Genomic DNA, 20,294 nt, shown 5'->3' with positions numbered 1-20,294 from the left:
TGACGGGTATGACAACGCCAGCGGAACGCTACGCGGCCTTCCGTCAGAAGCACGGAGACGACGGAGGGGCGCTGAGATCGTTCCGCGGTCTCTACGACTTCGAGCTCGACGACTTCCAGCTCGACGCCTGCCGGGCCCTGGAGGCGGGCGACGGCGTCCTGGTGGCCGCGCCCACCGGGTCGGGCAAGACGGTCGTCGGCGAGTTCGCCGTCCACCTGGCCTTGGAGCAGGGCCGCAAGTGCTTCTACACCACCCCCATCAAGGCGCTGTCCAACCAGAAGTACAACGACCTGGTCAAGCGCTACGGCACGGCCAAGGTCGGCCTGCTGACGGGCGACAACAGCGTCAACGGCGAGGCCCCCATCGTGGTCATGACCACCGAGGTGCTGCGCAACATGCTCTACGCCGGCTCGGCCACCCTGGCCGGGCTGGGCTTCGCCGTCATGGACGAGGTCCACTACCTCGCCGACCGCTTCCGCGGCGCGGTGTGGGAAGAGGTCATCATCCACCTGCCGGAGTCGGTGCGCCTGGTGGCGCTGTCGGCCACGGTCAGCAACGCCGAGGAGTTCGGCGAGTGGCTGGGCGAGGTGCGCGGCGACACCACGGTCATCGTCGACGAGCACCGGCCGGTGCCGCTGTGGCAGCACATGATGGTCGGCAACCGCGTCTACGACATGTTCATGACCGACGACCTGACGCCGCGCATCAACCCCGCGCTGATGCGGGTGACGCGCGACGCCGAGCGGCTGATGGCCGGGCGGCGCGGGCGCGGCGGCTACGGCAAGGTCCACCGCTCGCGCCCACCCGACCGCGTCCAGGTGATCGAGAAGCTCGACTCCGAGGGGCTGCTCCCGGCGATCACGTTCATCTTCTCGCGGGCCGGCTGCCAGGCGGCCGTGCAGCAGTGCCTCTACGCCGGCATCCGGCTGACCACCGACCGCGAGCGCCACGAGATCAGGCAGCTCGTCGACGAGCGCACCGCCCACCTGCCCGACGAAGACCTGGCCGTGCTGGGCTACCTGGAGTGGCGCGACTGCCTGGAGCGCGGCCTGGCCGCCCACCACGCGGGCATGCTGCCGGCCTTCAAGGAGGTCGTCGAGGAGCTGTTCACCCGGGGGCTGGTCAAGGCCGTCTTCGCCACCGAGACGCTGGCGCTCGGCATCAACATGCCCGCGCGCAGCGTGGTGATCGAGAAGCTCGACAAGTGGAACGGCGAGACCCACGCCGACCTCACCCCGGGCGAGTACACCCAGCTCACCGGGCGGGCCGGGCGGCGCGGCATCGACGTCGAGGGGCACGCGGTGGTGCTGTGGCAGCCGGGCATGGACCCGCTGTCGGTGGCCGGGCTGGCCGGCACCCGCACCTACCCGCTGCGCTCCAGCTTCCAGCCGTCCTACAACATGGCCGTCAACCTGGTGGGCCAGTTCGGCCGCGAGCGCGCCCGCACGCTGCTGGAGGAGTCCTTCGCGCAGTTCCAGGCCGACCGGGCGGTCGTGGGCCTGGCCAAGCAGCTGCGCAAGCACGAGGAGGCCCTGGAGGGCTACCAGGAGGCCATGACGTGCCACCTGGGCGACTTCCCCGAGTACGCCGCGCTGCGCCGGCGTCTGTCGGACCGTGAGGCCGAGCTGTCCAAGCAGCGCGGCGCGGCCCGGCGCGCGGCCGCCGTGCGCTCGCTGGAGGCGCTGCAGCCGGGCGACGTGATCCGGGTGCCGGGCGGGCGCCGGGCGGGCCTGGCCATCGTGCTCGACCCCGGGCGCAACCCGCGCGGCCACGGCCCGAGCCCGCTGGTGCTGACCATCGGCAAGCAGGTCAAGAAGCTCGACCCGGCCGACTTCCCGGTGCCGGTCGAGCCGCTGGAGAAGCTGCGCATCCCGAAGAACTTCAACGGCCGCTCGCCGAAGGAGCGCGCCAACCTCGTCTCCACCCTGCTGGCCAAGATCGGCGACCGCGACCTCGGCAAGCCGGCCAGGGCGCGCGACCACTCGGTCGACGACGACGAGGTCAACGAGCTGCGCCGGAGCATCCGCCAGCACCCCTGCCACGGCTGCGACGAGCGGGAGGACCACGCCCGCTGGGCCGAGCGCTACTACAAGCTGCAGCGCGAGACCGAGGGGCTGCGCCGCCGCGTGGAGGGCCGCTCCCACGTCATCTCCCGCACCTTCGACCGCATCTGCTCGGTGCTGGAGCAGCTGGGCTATCTCGACGGCGAGGCCGTCACCGACGAGGGCCGCCGCCTGGGCCGCCTCTACACCGAGCTCGACCTGCTGACCGCCGAGTGCCTGCGCGGCGGCCTGTGGGAGGAGCTCGAACCGGCCGAGCTGGCGGCGTGCGTGTCGGCGCTGGTGTTCGAGTCGCGGCAGTCCGACGACGCGCGCCGTCCCAAGATCCCGGCCGGGCGGGCCGAGGACGCGCTGTCGTCGATGATCCGGCTGTGGGGCGAGCTGGAGGGCATCGAGTCCGACCACGGGCTTTCCACCATCCGTGAGCCCGATCTGGGGTTCGCGTGGGCGGCGTTCCGGTGGGCCAAGGGCCACAGCCTCGACGCGGTGCTGCTGGAGGGCGTGGCCGGCAACGAGCTGGCGGCCGGCGACTTCGTGCGATGGATCAAGCAGCTGATGGACCTGCTCGGCCAGCTCGGCAACGCGGCCCCCGAGGGCAGCAAGATCAAGCAGACCGCGGGCAAGGCGATGGACGCCATGCGGCGCGGCGTCGTTGCGTACTCGTCGCTCACCTGAGGACTCACCTTGAGGGCTCATCTGAGCCGCGGGAATGTCCGCGAAGGGCGGGCGGATCCGGCCGGATCCGCCCGCCCTTCGGGTTTTCCGATTAGGTGAGAACCAGTTCTGAGTAGCATCTTTGGGCGTTCCGTGACCGCTATCAGCGGATTTCGCGATTTACGGCTCATTTAAGTGGCCGGCAGCAGTGCCTTTGTGGCCGGGATTCACCGGTCAATTCTCCCTTTAAGTCCGAACTTCTGGTGATTTGCGGCGAATTCGTGGGTATCGTCCCATTTGTCGAATGGAACAGCCATACGGGGGAGGAAAACATGGCTAACAACCAGCTGACCCAGCCCGGCTTCCAGGAGTCCTGGCGCTGCCGCCGTCGCCGGTGGTACCGCCGTCGCTGCTGCTACCGCAGGTGGTGGGGCTGGGGGTGGTAGAGCAACCCCGTGAGAGCCGGCGGCCCAGCCGCCGGCTCTCCCTTACGCTCTCCGGCCGTGAACTCGCTCCTGCAGTTTCCATCCGTCGAACCTTTCGGGAGTTCTGGCCGGACACCAAAGGTCTGCGCCGGTTCTTCGCGTGTGGCGTGGTGTTCGCCGTCCTTGCAGCACTTTGCGAGGTCGCCGCGATCCGTCTGTTCGGGCACATCACGGACGACGTGCTCGCCACCCGCGATCTGGACGCCTTCTGGGCGCCCGCCTTCACCTGGCTCGGGCTCGCCGCCTTCGCCGGGCTGACGTCCTTCGTCGGGACGTACGCCACGGCCTACGGCGCGGAACGTTTCCTGCTCGCCCTGCGCGACCGCGTGTTCGCGCACATCCAGACCCTGTCGCCGGACTTCTCGGAGAACCGGCGGCTCGGTGACCTCATGGCCCGGCTGACCGACGACATCCAGGCCATCGAGGAACTGGTCGGCTCCGGCCTGGTCAAACTGTTCACCACCGCGGCCAGCGTGGTGTTCTTCGCCGGCGCCGCCTTCCTCATCCGCTGGGACCTCGCCCTCGTCACGATGGCGCTGATCCCGGCGTTCCTGGTCGTCTCGAAGCTGTTCGCGGCCAGGTTCAGGACGGCGGCGGCGCGCGAGCGGCTCAGCAACGGCGCCATGAACAGCGTGCTGGAGGAGGGCCTGGCCAACCAGGCGCTCGTCCAGGCCTACAACCGGCAGGGGGCCGAGTCCGGGCGCCTGCACGGCGAGGGCCGCCGCTGGCTGCGCGCCAACCTGTCCCAGGCCTGGCTGTCGGGGCTCTACCAGCCCGTCGTCCAGGTCATCGAGACGGTCTGCCTGATCGTCATCATCGGGTTCGGCGCCTGGGAGATCGTCTCCGGACGGCTCACCCTGGGCGGCCTGCTCGCCTTCGCCGCCTACCTGGCGATGCTCTACCCGGCCGTGCAGAGCCTGGGGGAGCTCGCGCTGACGGTGTCGGAGGCGGCGGCGGGATCCGACCGGGTGATCGAGGTCCTGCACGTCCGGCCCCTCGTCACCGACCCCGAGGGGGCGGTGGCGCTGCCCGGCCGGGCCGAGGGACGGGTGGAGTTCGACGGCGTCGGCTTCACCTATCCGGGACGCACCCGTCCCGCCGTGCGCGATGTGTCGTTCACCGCCGGGCCCGGCGAGCTCATCGTCTGCACCGGGCCCAGCGGGAGCGGCAAGTCGACGCTGGCCAAGCTGCTGCTGCGGTTCTACGACCCGGAAAGCGGGCGCATCCTGCTCGACGGCCGCGACATCAGGGGCCTGACGCGGGAGTCGCTGCGTGCCAACGTGGCGATCCTGCACCAGGAGACGCTGCTGTTCTCGGGGTCCGTACGCGACAACATCGCCTACGGCCGGCCGGGCGCCTCGCTCGACGAGGTGATCAGGGCGGCCGAGGCCGCGGGCGTGCACGACTTCGTCAAGCTGCTGCCCCAGGGGTACGACACCCCGGTCGGGCAGCGGGGCCGGCTGCTGTCCGGCGGCCAGCGGCAGCGGATCGGGATCGCCAGGGCCATCCTGCGCGACGCGCCCGTCCTGGTGCTCGACGAGCCGATGACCGGGCTGGACGACGCCACCGTCGCCCAGGTCATGAAGCCGCTGCGGCGGCTGATGGCCGGGCGCACGACCATCCTCATCACCCACGACCTGCGTCACGTGCCCGAGGGCGCGCGAGCCGTGGAGCTGGAGCCGGTGCCCCGCGAGGAGCGCATCCGGCTCAAGCGCGTCGGCTCGTTCGGCCTCAGGCCGCGGCTGACGACGCCGCCCTGAGCGGCGGGTGCGACAGGTCCCACGCGGCCGCCCCTCCTGGCTCCGGCCAGGGCGGGCGGCCGCGCCACGCCGGGCTACCGCCCGGTAGAATCGGAGCCCTCCCTCCGCTTGCCGAAGGCAGGTTCCCCATGGGCGACCACAGCTCCGCCCGGCCGTTACGCGCCGACGCCCGCCGCAACCGCGAGCGGGTGCTGCAGATCGCGCAGGAGGCGCTGGCCGCCGACGGGCTGACCATCTCCCTCGACGAGATCGCCCGCCGCGCCGGGTTCGGGGTCGGCACCGTTCACCGGCATTTCCCCACCGAGGAGGCGCTGCTGGCGGCCGTGCTGCTCGGCCGGGCCGAACGTTTCGTGGCCGACGCCCGCGCGCTGGCCACCGCCGAGGACGCCGGGCGGGCCTTCTTCGGCTGGTTCTGCCGGGTCGCCGAGCAGGCCGCGGCCCACCAGGCGCTGTGCGACCTGCTGGACGGCGGCGCGGGGCCGGCGCCGCGGCCCGGCTCGGCGCTGGAGGCCGACCTGGCCGACGCGGTCGGGCGGCTGCTGGCCCGCGCGCAGCGCGCCGGGGCCGTGCGCCGCGACCTGTCCGCCGACGACGTCCGCGACCTGCTGCGCGGGGCCCTGGCGGCCGAACGCCACGCGCGGGGCAGGGGCGCGGCCGGGCGGATGGCGGCCGTGATGTGCGACGGCATGCGCGCCACAGCCGACTGACCGGCCGCCCGTCCCGCCGCACATCACAGAGCACAGCCGGCTGACCGGCCGCCCGTCCAGCCGCACATCACAGCGGCCGGAGCCGACTGACCGGCCGGTCAAGGGGGTGTCGTCATATGGCTACAGATCGTCACCCTCGGGGCAGTTTCTCCGCCGAATCCGGCGGACATCCCCAAGACGTAGGAAAGGGATCCCCCTTCAGGCCCATGAGGCCGGGGTCCGGTCAGCTCGGGAGGTAACCCGTGTTCGCTCTCATCGCCGCCCTGTTCTTCCTGCTCGCCCTGATCTTCGACATCGCCGGCACCGCCGTCGGCAACGTGCTCACCGCGGGCACGCTCACCACGGCCGGGCTGCTGTGCGTCGCCCTCCACCTGCTGGGGGTCGGCGCGGGATGGTCGCCGCTCAAGCGGTGAGGGCAGGTCCACCGGGGGCCGCGCGTGAGGTCGTCGAGCGCGCGGCCCTCGCCGTGCCCGTGGGCGCCCGGCGGCGCGGCCCTCGCCGTGCCTGCGGGCACCGGCCCCGCGGTGGGTTTCAGGCCAGGGTGAAGCGGACCTCGCGGGTGGCCGGGTCGGCCTGCGTCAGGCGGACGGTGACCCGCTCGCCCAGCGGCAGGACGCCGTCGCAGCGGGCGATCACGGCCGGCTCGACGAGCTGCACCTGGCCGCCGCCGCGGCGCTCGTCCACGTCGATCACCATCGCCTCGAACGACTGGCCGATCCGCTCCCGCAGCAGGAACGCCTCCACCAGGTCCACGCAGGCCCGGTCGACCGCCCCGGCGCGGCGGCCGGTCGCCGACATGATGTCGGGCAGCAGCGGCAGCGCGGCCCGTACCTCGGCGGGCACCGGCTCGCCCGCCGCGACCGCCAGGCACACCTCGGTCGCGTACCGGTCCACCAGACGCCGCAGCGGAGCCGTGACGTGCGCGTACGGCGCCGCCACCGCCGCGTGCTCGGCCAGCTTGGGCGGCGCGCCGTCGAAGGCCGCGTACCCGGCGCCGCGCAGCAGCACCTTCGACTCCTGCAGGAACGCCGCCTGCTGCGGGTTCTTCGGGTCGAGGTCGTGCACGACCTCCCCGTAACCGGCGCCCTCGGGCCACGGCACGCCGAGCGCCTGCGCGACCCTGCGCACCTTGGCCAGGTCGTCCGGCTGCGCCGCGGGCAGCACGCGCAGGATGCCGACCTCGGCGTCCAGCATCATCGAGGCGGCCGCCATGCCGGTCAGCAGCGAGATCTGGGCGTTCCACGCCTCGGCGGGCAGCGGCACGCGGAACTCCAGCCGGTAGCCGCCGTCGGCGTCCCGGACGACCTCCTGCTCGGGCGTGGGCAGGGTGACGCCGCCGCGCGCCCGCTCCAGCCCCAGCCGCAGCGCGCCGATCTCGGCCAGCAGGCTCAGGGTGCCGTCGGCGGTGCCGGTGTCCACGGCCGCCTGCACGTAGGCGTAGTCGAGCCGTTCGCGGCTGCGCACCCGGGCACGCTGCACGTCCGCGCCGACTATCCGGCCCTCGGCGTCGAGGTCGACGCGCCAGACCGCGGCCGGACGGATCGCGCCCGGCAGCAGGCTCGCCGCGCCCTCCGACAGCACCTTGGGATGCAGCGGCACCCTGCCCACCGGCAGGTACACCGTCTCACCCCTGGTCCGGGCCTCGACGTCGATCGGGCCGCCCGGCCGGACGAAGGCCCCGACGTCGGCGATGGCGTACCAGACGCGGTAGCCGTCGCGCAGCCGTTCCAGGTGCAGGGCCTGGTCGAGGTCCATCGAGCCCGGCGGGTCGATGGTCACGAACGGCACGTCGGTCAGGTCTTTGGCGTCAAGCCTGGGCACCTGCGCCACCCAGTCGGCCTCGTCGAGCACGTCCTGGGGGAACCCGGCGGGCAGCCGCTGCTCGCGCAGCACGCGGTCGAACCCGTCCTCCAGCCTGGCGGGGATCGGGCCAGGAACCTGAATCATCGACACGCCCACAACCTACTCAAGGCGGGCGTACCGTCACGACTGGGGCGTCAGGTGGGCGTCGAGACCGGTGATGCGCAGCAGGCGCTTCATGTTGGGCGGGACGTTGGCCAGCCGCAGGCTGGTGTGCCCGCGGGCGGCCTGGTTGTGCAGGGAGACCAGGATGCCGAGCCCGGCCGCGTCGATGAAGGACAGGCCGCCCACCTCGATCACCACCGACATGTCCGGCCGCCGCGCCCGCCCGGCCTCCTCCAGCACGCCGAGCAGGTGGCCGCGGACGGCCTCGGTGGTGGCGATGTCGAGCTCGCCGCTCAGGGAGACGGTCACGGTCGTGTCGTGGCGGCTGGTGGTCAGGTGAAGAGAATCCATGTCGGCTCCCCGCTGTTGGTCCGGGCGGAGGAAGGTGGTGCTGACTACGGGGACCCGCCCCTGGCCGAAGGCGCCGGATGCGATGATCGTCACGCAGCGCTACGGTCTGTTTCCGAAGAGGAGTGTACATGCCCTCCTGTCCGGGCTCGCGGAGCAGGCCCCCTCCGTGCGGAGAGCCCGCGGCGACCGGCGCCACGGGCGTTGCGGGCGGGGGTGTACTGCCCGGTAACGTCTCGTTCCACCTGATCTACTGACATAGAGGAGCGTGACGTGCCCCCCGTCATCCTTTCCGCCGCCGGCTCGGCCCTGGTGCTCGACGACTCCGGCCCCGGGCTGCCGCGGGTGCGGCACTACGGCGCCGACCTCGGGGCGGTCGCCGGAGCCGACCTGGCGCCCGCCCTGCTGTCGCTGGCCCCCGCTCTGGCGCTGCTGCCCGGCCAGGACGAGTCCTGGTTCGGCCGGCCGGGTCTGTCCGGTGACCGGGCCGGTGAGCACTGGCCGGTGCGCTGGAGCGCCGAGAGCGTCGAGACGGCGGCCGAGCCGGGCGCGGGCGGCCGCGTCACCGTCGCCGCCGTGGACGCCGAGGCGGGGTTGCGGCTGCTCAGCGAGCTGGTGATGGACGCCTCCGGCGTCGTCATGATGCGGCACACGGTGACCAACACCGCCGCCTCGCCGTACCGGCTGCAGGGATTGACGTGCGCGCTGCCGCTGCCCGCCAGGGCCGGGGAACTGCTGGACTTCACCGGACGGTGGGCGCTGGAGAAGGTGCCGCAGCGCAGGGAGTTCGGGCAGGGGGTGTGGTCGCGGGAGAGCCGTCGCGGCCGAACCGGACATGACGCGACCGGTCTGCTCGTCGCGGGCACGCCCGGCTTCGGGTTCCGCTCCGGCGAGGTGTGGGCCGTGCACGCCGGCTGGAGCGGCGGCCACGTCCACTACGCCGAACGGCTCGTCGAGGGGCAGGCCGTGCTGGCCGCCGGCGAACTGCTCGAACCCGGCGAGATCACCCTCGCCCAGGACGGCGCCTACACCACCCCGTGGGTCTACTTCACCTGGTCCGGCAGCGGCCTGGACGAGGCCGCCGGTCGCCTGCACGACCACCTGCGCGCCGCCCGTCCGCTCCCGGTCCGCCCGGTCACCCTGAACAACTGGGAGGCCACCTACTTCGACCACGGCCTCGACCGGCTGCGCGAGCTGGCCGACAAGGCGGCCGCCGCCGGCGTCGAACGGTTCGTGCTCGACGACGGCTGGTTCCGCCACCGCCGCCACGACCGCGCCGGGCTCGGCGACTGGTACGTCGACGAGGACGTGTGGCCCGGCGGCCTGCACCCGCTGGCCGAGCACGTACGCGAGCTGGGCCTGCAGTTCGGCCTGTGGTTCGAGCCCGAGATGGTCAACCCCGACTCCGACCTGGCCCGCGCCCACCCCGACTGGATCCTCGCCCGCGCCGCCCGTCCGCCCGCGCTCTGGCGCAACCAGCAGGTGCTCGACCTGGCCCGGCCCGAGGTCTACGACTACCTCCTCGACCGCCTGGACACGCTGACCCGCGAGTACGCGCTGGACTACATCAAGTGGGACCACAACCGCGACCTGGCCGAGCCCGTCCACGACGGGACGCCCGGCGTGCACGCGCAGACGGCCGCGGTCTACCGGCTGATCGACGAGCTGCGCCGCCGCCATCCCGGGCTGGAGATCGAGTCGTGCTCGTCGGGCGGCGCGCGCATCGACTACGGCGTCCTGGCCCGCACCGACCGCGTGTGGGCCTCCGACAGCAACGACGCCCTCGACCGGCAGGCCATCCAGCGCTGGACCGGGCTGCTGGTGCCGCCGGACCGCATGGGCTGCCACGTCGGCGCGCCTCACGATCACATCACCGGCCGCGCGCTGCCGCTCGCCTTCCGGGCGGCGACCGCGATGTTCGGCCACATGGGCGTGGAGTGGGACCTGACCTCGGCGAGTCCGCAGGAACTGGAGGAGCTGGGCGTCTGGATCGCGCTGCACAAGCGGCTGCGGCCGGTGCTGCACGCCGGGCGGGTCGTGCGGGCCGACCATCCCGACCCCTCGACGCTGGTGCACGGGGTCGTGCTGCCGGAAAAGGCCGTGTTCGCCTGCGTCCAGCTCACCAGCCGCGTCACCGTCAGCCCCGAACCGTTGCGGCTGCCGGGGCTCGACCCGGCCGCGCTGTACGAGGTGCGCGCCGCGGGGCCGCTGCCGGAGGGCGCGGGGCTGCCGCAGTGGGTGTTCGCGCCGGCCCGGCTGCCGGGGGCGGCGCTGGCCGAGCTGGGGCTGCCGGGGCCCGCGCTGCGTCCGGCCTCGGCGCTGGTCTTCGAGGTCGAACGGGTGGCAGGGGGCCGGCAGAGCTAGCCGCTCGATCGCGGGGCCCGACCGCCCGCTGCCGTTGCATGAGGACCACTCCCGGTCGCGCGGTGCTCAGGCCGGGGGCCGGGTCCCGTGGGGGTTCGGTGGTGTGCTCAGCGGGGCAGTCGATGGCGCGGCCGGTGGCGCGGCCGGTGGCGCGGTCAGCGGTGCGGTCTGCGGGGCGGTCAGTGGGTGGCCGGGCGCCAGGGGGCGTCGGCGGGGGAGGGGCGCCAGGCTGCCCAGTCGATGCGCACCCGGTCCGGCCGGGCCGGGTCCACCTTCACGGGCAGCACCGCGCCCGGGACCACCAGGCCCATGGGGATGCGCGGCAGCGTCTGGCGGTGGGCGACCCGGTAGGCGGGGCCCTCGTGCGGCTGCACCACCAGCCCGAAGCTGACGACGGGCTGGTCGTTGACGGACATGTGGGTGTCGGCCATCGACTCCACCACGGCCTGCGCGGGAATCCCGGTCGCCAGGAGCCGCTGGCCGTTCCTCGCCATGATCAGGAACGGCACGCCGACCGCGGCCGTGATCAGCGTCGTCCCGGCGGTGATCGCCACAGCCAGCAAGATTCCCGTGGTCACTGTGCTTCCCCAGTTCTGTCCTCCGCCCGGCGTCCGGGCGGCTCGTTCCGTCTGATCTCGAAGGACTTTCTAGCCGGGACGGCTTGACCGCCGCTTGATCGCCGGTTGCAAGATCCCGTCGTCGACCTGGTTTATTTCACAGGTAAAACACCTGGTAATCTTTTGGGGATGACCAGAGCCCTCCGATCCCGTGCCCGATTCCTGCTGACCCCTGCCTCGCCTTCGCTGGGGCCCTCCTTGCGGTCTGCGGTGGGGGCGTCGGCGGGGTGGCGGGCGCGGCTGCCCGTGCGTGCGGCGCTGCGGCTGGGGCCCGTCGGTGACATCTGGCACAAACCCGCCCTCAGCGCCGTCGTCGCCCTCGCCGTCCCGCTGCTCGCCCTCCTGTGGGCCGGGCGGCTCGACCTCGTGCCCTACGCCGCCGCCGGCTCGATGTGCGCCCTGTACGGTCACGGCCTGCCGTACGCGGCCCGTGCCAGGGCGCTGGCCTGGGTGGTGCTGGGGATGACGTCCGGCACGGCGGTCGCGCTGGTCGCCTCGGCCCTCACCGGCTCGGTCGCCGTCCGGGTGGCGGTGGCCGCCCTGCTGGCCGGGTTGCACAAGGCGGTCTGCGACGCCACCCGGATCGGGCCGCCGGGGAACGTCGTGCTCACGTTCGTCGCCGCCGGCGCGGTGTTCGTCCCGCAGGAACTGGGCGACGTGCCGGCCCACGTCGGCCTCGGGCTGCTCGGCGGGCTCCTGGCCTGGACGGTCGGCATGGCCCCCGTCCTCCTCCGCCCCGACGGCCCCGAACGCATCGCCGTCGCCCGCGCCCTCGAATCCACCGCCCACCTCCTGCGTACGACCCCCGAGCCCCGCGCCCTCCCCGAGACGTGCACTCTCGCCGAGACTCGCGTTCTCCTGGAAGGACGCAGCCTCCTCAGCACCCGCAGCCTCCCCGGCGCCCGTGGCCTCTTCGATGGGCGTGCTCTCTCCGGCATCCGCGGCCTCTTCGAGGGGCGCGATCTCTCCGAGACCCGCGATCTCTCGGAGGCCCGCGACGTCCCTGAAGGGCGCGAGGCCGCCGCGGTCCACCAGGCGCGCCATGCCGCTGCGGCGGCGGTCAACGCCGCCTGGCAGACGCTGTTGCGCTCCGGCGTCCCTGCTCGGCGCCGTGACGCGCTGGCCCGGCTGCTGGTCCGCGCCGAGTCGGCCGCCGCTGGGATTGTCGGTGAGACCGGTCCGGGCGCTGCGAGGACACCGGGCCTTCGGGGCCTTTCGGGTGTTTCAAGCCTTCCCGGTGTTTCTGGCCCTCCTGGCCCTCCTGGTGTGCCCGCTGTTTCGGGGGTTCGGGTGATTCCTGGGGCTCCGGCTGCTTCAGGTGCGGTGCGGCGGGCCACCCCCGGAGAGCTCGCTGACTGGGCCCGCGACCTGCGCAAGGGACGCCCGCTGCCGTCCCCGCGCGAGGTCGCGCTCCCTGCGGATGAGCGGGCCGAACTCGAAGGCGTCGCGGTTGGACGGGACGAGTCCGCGATGACCGGGGGACGTGCGGCAGCGGCCGCCGGGGTGCGGCGTGGGGCGGCGGGCGGTGGGGTGCGTGGATCGGGCGAGGGAGTGCGGGGTGGGCCAGGGGGTGGCGTTGTGCGGGTGGTGGGCGAGGTGGTGAGGCGGTGGCGGGTTGTCGGGATGGTGTTCGCCGGGGCCGCTGCGGCCGGGTGGGGGTCGATGGCGTTGGGGGTGGGCAGGCCGTACTGGGCGGTGGTGACGGCGGCGGCCGTGTTCGCGGCCAACACCACCCTCTCCTGGAGCCGCGCGATCCAGCGTGTCGTCGGCAACCTGCTGGGCGTCGGGCTGTTCACCCTGGTCGCCCCCGTGACCCGGCTCGGCGCGGTGGCGCTCGTCGTGGCCGTGCTGGCGTTGCAGTTCGCGACGGAGGCGGCCATCACGCGCAACTACTGGCTGGGAAGCGTCTTCGTCACGCCGATGGCCATCCTCATGGGGGAGTTCGCCGGGACGCGGCCGGTGGCCGAGCTCGTGGCCGATCGCTGGCTGGACACGTGTCTCGGCGCGGTGGCGGGGCTGCTGGCCTGCGTGCTGGTGCCGGACCGGCGGGCGGCCCGGCGCGTACGGGCGGGGCTCGTACGTCTGGAGCGGATGCTGGCAGGGACGCCGGAACCGGGGGACCGCGACCGGCTCCGCGCGGCGCTGGTGGAGGTCCGCGAAGCGGCCGACGTGGCTTCGGGCGAGTGGTGGACCGGGGCGCTGCCCCATGAGCGCATCGCCGCCGCCGAGCGCGCCGGTCACCGCAGACTCGCCACCCTGTACGCCTGATCGTTCCACCCGGGGCCGGAGCGGCGCCGTCGGCGCGTACGATCGGAGCCACCGGAAGATCGGCACGATGAGAGGAACGAGCACGTGGAGGACGCCGTCGCGAAGGCGTTGCGGCAATGGCGGCAGGTCCTTCCCGACGCCGACCTCGACACGATCGCCGTCATCGGCAGGCTCAACCGCTGCGCCGCGCTCCTGCAGCAGGCCGCCGACGCCCCGCTCGGGCGGGCCGGGGTGAGCCGTCCCGAGTACGACCTGCTGTGCGCCCTGCTCAGGGTCGGCGGCGAGCTGACGCCGGGCAGGCTGGCCCGCGAGACGTTCGCCTCGGGAGCGGCGGTGACCAAGCGGGTCAGGCGGCTGGAGGAGATCGGCCTGGTCGCCCGGCGGGTGGACGAGCGAGACCGGCGCGTCGCCCACCTCTCGCTGACCGGACGCGGCAGGGAGCTGATCCTGCGCCTGCTGCCCGAGCAGCTCGACTACGAGACCGAGCTGCTGGAAGGGCTTCCCCGCGACCGCGAACGCCAGCTCGCCGACCTGCTGGCCGAACTGCTGCTCGTCCTGGAGGGCCGCCTCGGCGGCCTGCTCGGCTGAGCGCCCGCCACCTCAAGCACCCCCACCGCCGCACGGCGGGCCCGCCGACGGGCGGCCCGGGAGTGGCCCGGGGAGCGCGACCCGGGAGTGCGGCACAAGGAGTGCGGTTCGGGTGGCGGACGGATGGAGGAGGCGGGGAGCGGGGTTAGGGTGGCCGCGTGCATATCGACGAATGGCTGCAAGCGATCCCCGCCGCCTGGTTGTGCGCGATGGTCGCGCTCGTGATCGGCCTGGAGAGCCTCGGCATCCCGCTGCCCGGCGAGATCGTGCTGGTCAGCGCCGCCATTCTGTCCGCCAAGGGCGTGGTCAGCCCGGTCGCCGTGGGCGTGTGCGCGAGCGCGGGGGCGATCGTGGGCGACTCCGCCGGCTACGCCATCGGGCGCAAGGGCGGCCGCCGGCTGTTCGAACGGCTGGGCCGCCGCTTCCCGCGCCACTTCGGCCCCCGCCACGTCGCCAAGGCCGAGAACTACTTCCACCGGTACGGCGTCTGGGCCGTGTTCGTCGGCCGCTTCATCGCGCTGCTGCGCATCCTGGCCGGGCCGCTGGCGGGGGCGCTGCGCATGCCGTACTGGCGGTTCGCCGTGGCGAACGTGCTGGGCGGCATCGTGTGGGCGGGCGGCACCACCGCGGTGATCTACTATCTCGGCATGGTGGCCGAGAAGTGGCTGAAGGGCTTCTCCTGGGTCGGGCTCGGGGTGGCCGTCCTGTTCGGCATCGGCACCACGCTCTACCTCAAGCGCCGCGCGGCCTCAGCGCTCGATGAGGGTGACCTCGAGGGAGTAGTGCGAGGCCCGATAGACGTGTGAGCCGTGCTCGACGGCCCGGCCCTGGTCGTCGTACGTCGTCCTGATCATGGTGAGCAGCGGCGCGCCGCGGCGCTCGTCGAGCAGCTTGGCCTCGATCTGGCCGGCGGCGCGGGCCCCGATGCGCTGGTTGGCCACCCGCATGCGCACGCCCGCGCCGCGCAGCAGCTCGTACAGGCCGCGGCCCTCCAGGTCGGCGGCCGAGAGCGGGGCCAGGCCCAGCGGCAGCCAGTTGTGCAGCACGGCGAGCGGCTCGCCGGCGGCGAAGCGCAGGCGTTCGAGGTAGAGGATCTCGGTGCCGGGCTCGACGCCCAGGATGGCCGCCTTGTCCTCCTCGACCGGGCGCGGCTCCAGCGCGAGCACCTGCGTGGCCGGCTCCTGGCCCGAGCGGCGCAGGTCGTCGTAGAGGCTGGTCAGCTCGACCGAGCGCTTGACCTGGCCGTGCACCACCTGCGTGCCGACGCCGCGCTTGCGCACCAGCAGGCCCTTGTCCACGAGGTATTGGATCGCCTGGCGGATCGTCGGCCTGGACAGGCCGAGCTTGTCGGCGAGCAGGATCTCGTTGTCCAGCCGGGAGCCGGGCGCCAGGTCGCCGCGCCGGATCGCCTCGGCGATCTGCTCGGCCACCTGGAAGTAGAGCGGCACAGGGCTGGATCGGTCCAGGTCGATGGCCAGGTTCGGGGTCATGCTGATCAGCCTAACCGAGGTCAGAATGTCAAGACAAATAGCGAGTGGCGAGCAGCGCGGGCAGCCCGGCGAGCGAGGTGAGGCGGGGGAACCCGGCCGGCGCCGCCTCGACTCCCAGCCGGTCGAGCCACACCGAGGGCATGCCGGCCGCCGCCGGGCCGCGTACGTCGTTGTCGAGGTCGTCGCCCACCAGGAGCACCTGCTCGGGCGGCAGCCCGAGGGCCCGCGCGGCGGCGGCGTAGCAGGCGGCGGACGGCTTGAAGTGCCCGCCCAGGCACTCGCCGGTCAGCACCGGGCCCACGTCGAGGCCGAGCGCCCGGATCTTGGCCTCCTGCACGCCCTGTGACCCGTTGGTCAGGACGCCCAGCGTGTAACCGCGCAGCCCGGCCAGCGCCGGGGCCACGTCGGGGTAGGCGGCCCAGCCGCGCCGGTAGTGGTCGGCGTAGCTCGCGAAGGCGGCCTCCAGGTCGGCGGGCGCCTCCACGGACAGCTCCCGGCACAGGGCGCGCACCCGGCGGCGGCGCTGCTCCTGCCAGGAGCACTCGCCGGCCTGCCAGGCGGCCAGGTGGGGGATCTCCAGCGCCGCCCACAGCGAGGCGACCTCGGGCAGGCGGGGATGGCCGGGGGCCAGCTCCGACGCCCACGCGGTGATCGCGGCGTCGGCCGCGCCGCGATGGTCGAGCAGAGTGCCGTCGAGGTCGAACAGGATTCCCTTGATGCTGCCGCTCACCCGGCGAGCATATCGGCGGCGACGCGGGCGGCCGTCTCGCGCGGCGGGTAGCCCAGGGTGAGGCCGCGCACCGAGCGCGGCGCGGCGGCGAAGCGCGCCTCGGCGTCCTCGCCCAGCACGTAGGCCAGGGCGGGGGACAGGCCGCGATGCGACTCCAGCGCCGCCACCTCGGCCGCGGCCCGCCCGGGGGGCAGGGCCTCGTGGTAGTCGGCGATCAGGGAGTCGAGGTCGAAGAGCCGCTCGTAGGGCTCGGTGGTGCCGGCCACGACCCGGACGGCCGCGCCTTCGGCGCGCGCCCGGTAGACCAGGCCGGTGCCGCCGCTCTTGGCGAACCAGCGCAGCGCCTCCTCGGCGGGCAGGGTGAAGGTGCCGTACGGCTTGCGCCCGTACAGCAGGGCCTCGGCGATCCAGCGGTCGCACCAGTGCTCGTCGCGGTACGGCGTCGGCGACCCCGGGTCGCAGCTCAGGCCCTGGGCCAGCACCGGGTTCCAGGCCGAGACCAGCGGGCTGCTGAAGCGCGGCATGCGGGGGCCCAGGCAGCGGCTCAGCGCGTAGCCGTACCAGACGGTGACGACCTCGGTGCGCCGCTTGGGACGCCTGCGCTCGTAGGCGCCGTTCATCACCTGGCCGTCGGGGTGGCGCCAGGGGCCGGGTTCGGTGGCCTGGTCTGTGGGGACCCGGGGGGTGCGGTAGTCGGGATTGAGCGTCCACACGTCCGCCACAGTGTCGGCTCCTTCGGCGTCGGGGTCGCGGCAAGACCATCAGAGTGACTCATCGTGCAACACCCGTCACGGTGAATCAATGAACCGGGGGTGAACGATGATGTTTGTCATCAGTGGTGCTTGCGGTACTCGCCCGCCTGCCGGATGTGGTCGATCATGACGCGCTCCGCGGCGTCGGCGTCGCCCGCCTCCAGCGCGGCCAGCAGCCGCTCGTGCGCCTGGAGCTGCCGCCCGACCTGCTCCGGGTCGAGCCACAGCGACGCCTCGGCGGGCACCGGGACGCCGTTGCGCACCGACCTGGCGTGGGCGCCGAGGAAGGCCGGGCCGCCGATGTCGACGATGCGCAGGTGGAAGCGGCTGCTCTGGTCGGCCAGCCGGTCGTGCCTGCCCTGCTCGGCGTCGGCGGCCATCTCGCGGTGCAGGTCGCGCAGCCCGGCGAGGTCGTCGGCGGTGATCCGGGCGGCGGCCAGCCGCGCCCCCAGGCCCTCGACGACCGCGCGCAGCCCGTAGTACTCGGCCAGGGCGTCGTCGCCGAGGTCGATGACGGTCGCGCCGTGGTGGGCCTCGTAGCTGATCAGCCGGTCCTTCTCCAGCCGGCGCAGCGCCTCGCGCACGGGGGTGACCGAGACGCCGAGCCGCCGGGCGACGGCCCCGGCGCGCAGGGCGGTGCCGCCCGGGATGCGGCCGCCGCGGATCTCGTCCAGCAGCACGCTGTAGACGTAGTCGGCCTTGCTCATGGGCGGCGTGGGCTCGCTGGCTGTCATGTCCCCAGTCTCTCGCACGGCCGGTCGCGGCTATAAATTATTTCTTATAACTTACAAACTATGACAAGTCTGGCCGACCTGCGGGTCATCGACGCGGCGACGCTGTTCGCCGGTCCCTCCGCCGCGATGATGCTCGGCGACTTCGGCGCCGACGTGATCAAGATCGAGCACCCGCGCCGCGGCGACCCCTCGCGCGGCCACGGCGCCTCGGTGGACGGCGTCGGCCTGTGGTGGAAGTCGTTGTCCCGCAACAAGCGCACCGCCGCCGTCGACCTCTCCCGCGCCGAGGGCCAGGAGATCCTGCGCCGCCTGGCCGAGCGCTCCGACGTGCTGATCGAGAACTTCCGTCCCGGCACCCTGGAACGCTGGAACCTGGCCCCCGAGGACCTGCTCAAGGCCAACCCGCGGCTGATCGTGGCCCGGATGACCGGCTTCGGGCAGATCGGCCCGATGGCCGGGCAGCCGGGGTTCGGGACGCTGGCCGAGGCCATGAGCGGGTTCGCGGCCATGACCGGCGAGCCGGACGGCCCCCCGACCCTGCCGCCGCTGGCCCTGGCCGACGGCATCGCCGGCCTGGCCATGTCGTACGCGATCATGGTGGCCCTGCACGCCCGCGCGGCGACCGGCCGCGGGCAGGTGATCGACCTGGCCATCATCGAGCCGATCCTGGGCCTGCTCGGGCCGCAGATGACTGCCTACAAGGCGCTCGGGGTGGTGCCGCGGCGCACCGGCAACCGGTCCAGCAGCAACGCCCCGCGCAACACCTACCGCACCCGCGACGGCCGCTGGGTGGCGATCTCCACCAGTGCCCAGCCCATCGCCGAGCGGGTCGTCACCCTCGTCGGGCGGCCGGACCTGGTCGAGCAGCCCTGGTTCGCCAGCGGTCACGGCCGCGTCCAGCACGTGGACGAGCTGGACGAGGCGGTCGCCACCTGGATCGCCGCCCGCGACGCCGACGAGGTGATCGCCCGCTTCGAGGAGGCCCAGGCCGCCGTCGCCCCCATCTACGACGTCACCGACCTGGCGACCGACCCGCAGTACGCCGCGCTCGGCACGTTCGTCGAGCTGCCGGACGCGGAGCTGGGCACGGTCACCCTGCAGAACGTGCTGTTCCGCCTGTCGGAGACGCCCGGCGAGATCCGCTGGCCCGGCCGCCCGCTCGGCCACGACACCGACGAGGTGCTCGGCGAGCTGGACTACCCGGCCGAGACCGTCGCGGCCCTGCGCGAGGCCGGGGTGATCGCGTGAACGCCCCCGTCACCTGGCTGTACGTGCCCGGCGACCGTCCCGAGCGCTTCGCCAAGGCCGCCGCCTCGGGCGCCGACGTCGTCATCATCGACCTGGAGGACGCGGTCGCGCCCGCCGCCAAGGACGCCGCCCGCGCCCACGCCGTCGCCTACCTGCGCGGGCCCAGGCAGGCCGGGCCGCGCATCCACGTCCGGGTGAACGACGTGACGACCGCGCGCGGCCTGGACGACCTGGCGGCCGTGGGCGAGCTGGCCGACGCCGTACGGCTGCCCAAGGTCGAGTCGGCCGCCGCGCTGGACGCCCTGCCCGGCACGGCCCCCCTGTACGCGCTGCTGGAGTCGGCGGCCGGGATCGTCGAGGCCCGCGCCGTGGCCGCGCACCCGCGGGTGGCCGGCGTGGCGCTGGGCGAGCAGGACCTGGCCGCCGAGCTGTCCCTCACCGACGAGACCGCCATGAACCACCTCAGGCTGCAGGTCGTCCTGGCCGCCGCGGCGGCGGGCCTGCCGCCGGTGCCCATGTCGGTCTACCCCGACATCAAGGACGAGGACGGGCTCCTCGCCTCCTGCCGGGCCGGCCGCGCGCTCGGCCTGTTCGGCAGGACCGCCATCCACCCCGCGCAGCTCCCGGCCATCCGGCGGGCCTTCCGTCCCACCGAGGAGGAGACGGCCAGGGCCGCCGAGATCGTCGAGGCGGCCGAGCGGGCGGGCGCGGGCGCGGGGGCGGTCGCCCTGCCCGACGGCCGCTTCGTGGACGCCCCGGTCCTCGCCAGGGCCCGCCGCGTGCTGGACCTGGCCCGCCGGCTCGCCCCGGCGGACCGGCCAGGACCCGGTTAACGCGACGGGTACCAGCGGACCTGCAGCTCCTCGTCCGCCGGGGCCGGGCCGGGCAGGTCGCGGTGGGCGGGCGGCACCCGCAGCGAGTCCATCATCAGCGTCAGGTAGCGGTGGCGGAGCTGGGAGGTGCGCTCCTCGTCGCCGAGCTTGATCGAGGCGATCTGCTCGAACAGCAGCGCGATGTCGGCCACCGTGACGTCGGCCCGCAGCACGCCCGCCTCGACCGCCCGGCGGTGCAGCCGGGCGGCCAGGTCGCCGGCGCGGACGGCGTCGTGGTAGAGCTCCTCCGTCGGCTGGAAGGTGCCGGCCAGCTTGATCGTCAGGGAGTTGGTGTCGGCGTCCACGATGCCGCGCAGGTAGGAGGCGAACGCCTCCCAGGGGTCGCCCTCGTCGTCCATCGCGCGCTGGGCCACGGCGGCGTAGAGCTTCAGCCCGTCGCCGCACAGCTTCTGCAGCAACGCCTCCTTGCTGGGGTAGCGGCGGTAGAGCGCGCTGATCCCGACGCCCGCCTTCTCGGCCACGGCCGCGATGGGGGCGCCCGGATCGGCGGTGAAGACAGCCCTGGCCGCCTGGAGGATCAGCTCGTCGTTGCGGGCGGCCTGCGCCTTGCGGCCGCTCATGGGTGCGCTGGTCATGCCTCCAGCATACGGGAACGAAAGATTCCGTTCTACTCCAGTGAAGATCGAAGCGC

Annotated in this window: 18 protein-coding genes; 10 read left to right on the top strand and 8 right to left on the bottom strand. The window is 73.5% G+C overall.

Annotated features, from left to right (window positions below; all coding sequences use genetic code 11):
* Positions 1 to 8: 8 nt before the first annotated feature.
* The 4 genes from ACIBK9_RS15875 (at position 9) to ACIBK9_RS15860 (ending at position 6,079) form a co-directional block, all read left to right on the top strand.
* Complete coding sequence (locus ACIBK9_RS15875) at positions 9 to 2,735, top strand: DEAD/DEAH box helicase (RefSeq protein ID WP_358299052.1); 2,727 nt, start codon at positions 9 to 11, stop codon at positions 2,733 to 2,735.
* Between the two features lie 574 nt (positions 2,736 to 3,309).
* Positions 3,310 to 4,959, top strand: a complete 1,650-nt coding sequence (locus ACIBK9_RS15870; RefSeq protein WP_397158689.1) for an ABC transporter ATP-binding protein — start codon at positions 3,310 to 3,312, stop codon at positions 4,957 to 4,959.
* A 128-nt stretch (positions 4,960 to 5,087) separates the two neighbouring features.
* The gene (locus tag ACIBK9_RS15865; protein WP_397158687.1) at positions 5,088 to 5,666 is read left to right on the top strand and encodes a TetR/AcrR family transcriptional regulator; all 579 of its coding nucleotides are present in this window, start codon (positions 5,088 to 5,090) and stop codon (positions 5,664 to 5,666) included.
* Positions 5,667 to 5,908: 242 nt separating this feature from the next.
* A complete protein-coding gene (locus ACIBK9_RS15860; RefSeq protein WP_352331507.1) occupies positions 5,909 to 6,079 on the top strand; it encodes a hypothetical protein in 171 nt (56 codons plus the stop codon).
* Positions 6,080 to 6,197: 118 nt separating this feature from the next.
* Here the strand turns inward: ACIBK9_RS15860 and ACIBK9_RS15855 are convergent, their stop codons facing one another.
* Together ACIBK9_RS15855 and ACIBK9_RS15850 are read right to left on the bottom strand one after the other, a co-directional pair.
* Positions 6,198 to 7,613, bottom strand: a complete 1,416-nt coding sequence (locus tag ACIBK9_RS15855; protein WP_358299252.1) for an RNB domain-containing ribonuclease — start codon at positions 7,611 to 7,613, stop codon at positions 6,198 to 6,200.
* 36 nt (positions 7,614 to 7,649) lie between these two features.
* The gene (locus ACIBK9_RS15850) at positions 7,650 to 7,982 is read right to left on the bottom strand and encodes an STAS domain-containing protein (protein ID WP_352324744.1); all 333 of its coding nucleotides are present in this window, start codon (positions 7,980 to 7,982) and stop codon (positions 7,650 to 7,652) included.
* Positions 7,983 to 8,252: 270 nt separating this feature from the next.
* Here ACIBK9_RS15850 and ACIBK9_RS15845 point away from each other — a divergent pair, with 270 nt between their 5' ends.
* Positions 8,253 to 10,343, top strand: a complete 2,091-nt coding sequence (locus ACIBK9_RS15845) for an alpha-galactosidase (protein ID WP_397158684.1) — start codon at positions 8,253 to 8,255, stop codon at positions 10,341 to 10,343.
* Between the two features lie 179 nt (positions 10,344 to 10,522).
* Here the strand turns inward: ACIBK9_RS15845 and ACIBK9_RS15840 are convergent, their stop codons facing one another.
* The gene (locus tag ACIBK9_RS15840; RefSeq protein WP_357977393.1) at positions 10,523 to 10,921 is read right to left on the bottom strand and encodes a DUF3592 domain-containing protein; all 399 of its coding nucleotides are present in this window, start codon (positions 10,919 to 10,921) and stop codon (positions 10,523 to 10,525) included.
* A gap of 237 nt (positions 10,922 to 11,158) precedes the next feature.
* On the opposite strand from ACIBK9_RS15840, the gene ACIBK9_RS15835 reads away from it, so the two are divergent.
* The 3 genes from ACIBK9_RS15835 to ACIBK9_RS15825 all read left to right on the top strand — a co-directional run bounded on the left by ACIBK9_RS15835 (position 11,159) and on the right by ACIBK9_RS15825 (position 14,622).
* On the top strand, positions 11,159 to 13,228 hold the full coding sequence (locus ACIBK9_RS15835; RefSeq protein WP_397158682.1) for an FUSC family protein: 2,070 nt from the start codon (positions 11,159 to 11,161) through the stop codon (positions 13,226 to 13,228).
* 84 nt (positions 13,229 to 13,312) lie between these two features.
* On the top strand, positions 13,313 to 13,816 hold the full coding sequence (locus ACIBK9_RS15830; protein WP_352364113.1) for a MarR family transcriptional regulator: 504 nt from the start codon (positions 13,313 to 13,315) through the stop codon (positions 13,814 to 13,816).
* Positions 13,817 to 13,974: 158 nt separating this feature from the next.
* On the top strand, positions 13,975 to 14,622 hold the full coding sequence (locus ACIBK9_RS15825) for a DedA family protein (protein WP_352324749.1): 648 nt from the start codon (positions 13,975 to 13,977) through the stop codon (positions 14,620 to 14,622).
* Here ACIBK9_RS15825 and ACIBK9_RS15820 read toward each other — a convergent pair.
* The 4 genes from ACIBK9_RS15820 to ACIBK9_RS15805 form a co-directional block, all read right to left on the bottom strand.
* Positions 14,566 to 15,306, bottom strand: coding sequence for a GntR family transcriptional regulator (locus ACIBK9_RS15820; RefSeq protein ID WP_358299066.1), 741 nt, complete (start codon positions 15,304 to 15,306; stop codon positions 14,566 to 14,568). The genes ACIBK9_RS15825 and ACIBK9_RS15820 overlap by 57 nt on opposite strands.
* A 28-nt stretch (positions 15,307 to 15,334) precedes the next feature.
* Complete coding sequence (locus tag ACIBK9_RS15815) at positions 15,335 to 16,036, bottom strand: HAD family hydrolase (RefSeq protein ID WP_397158679.1); 702 nt, start codon at positions 16,034 to 16,036, stop codon at positions 15,335 to 15,337.
* Entirely contained in the window at positions 16,033 to 16,758 is a 726-nt protein-coding gene (locus ACIBK9_RS15810) for a hypothetical protein (RefSeq protein WP_358299070.1), read from the bottom strand. Before ACIBK9_RS15810 ends, ACIBK9_RS15815 begins: the two co-directional genes overlap by 4 nt.
* Positions 16,759 to 16,868: 110 nt before the next feature.
* A complete protein-coding gene (locus ACIBK9_RS15805) occupies positions 16,869 to 17,522 on the bottom strand; it encodes a GntR family transcriptional regulator (RefSeq protein ID WP_352364123.1) in 654 nt (217 codons plus the stop codon).
* Positions 17,523 to 17,582: 60 nt separating this feature from the next.
* On the opposite strand from ACIBK9_RS15805, the gene ACIBK9_RS15800 reads away from it, so the two are divergent.
* Complete coding sequence (locus ACIBK9_RS15800) at positions 17,583 to 18,770, top strand: CoA transferase (RefSeq protein ID WP_358299074.1); 1,188 nt, start codon at positions 17,583 to 17,585, stop codon at positions 18,768 to 18,770.
* Positions 18,767 to 19,603: a CoA ester lyase gene (locus ACIBK9_RS15795; RefSeq protein WP_358299076.1), complete on the top strand. Its 837-nt coding sequence runs from the start codon at positions 18,767 to 18,769 to the stop codon at positions 19,601 to 19,603. Before ACIBK9_RS15800 ends, ACIBK9_RS15795 begins: the two co-directional genes overlap by 4 nt.
* On the opposite strand, the gene ACIBK9_RS15790 is transcribed toward ACIBK9_RS15795, so the two are convergent.
* Entirely contained in the window at positions 19,600 to 20,238 is a 639-nt protein-coding gene (locus ACIBK9_RS15790; RefSeq protein WP_358299078.1) for a TetR/AcrR family transcriptional regulator, read from the bottom strand. The genes ACIBK9_RS15795 and ACIBK9_RS15790 overlap by 4 nt on opposite strands.
* Between the last annotated feature and the right edge of the window lie 56 nt (positions 20,239 to 20,294).

It is taken from the genome of Nonomuraea sp. NPDC050227 (genome assembly GCF_044459705.1).
Taxonomy (GTDB): Bacteria; Actinomycetota; Actinomycetes; order Streptosporangiales; family Streptosporangiaceae; genus Nonomuraea.
This window is presented reverse-complemented; position numbering and strand designations above follow the sequence as displayed.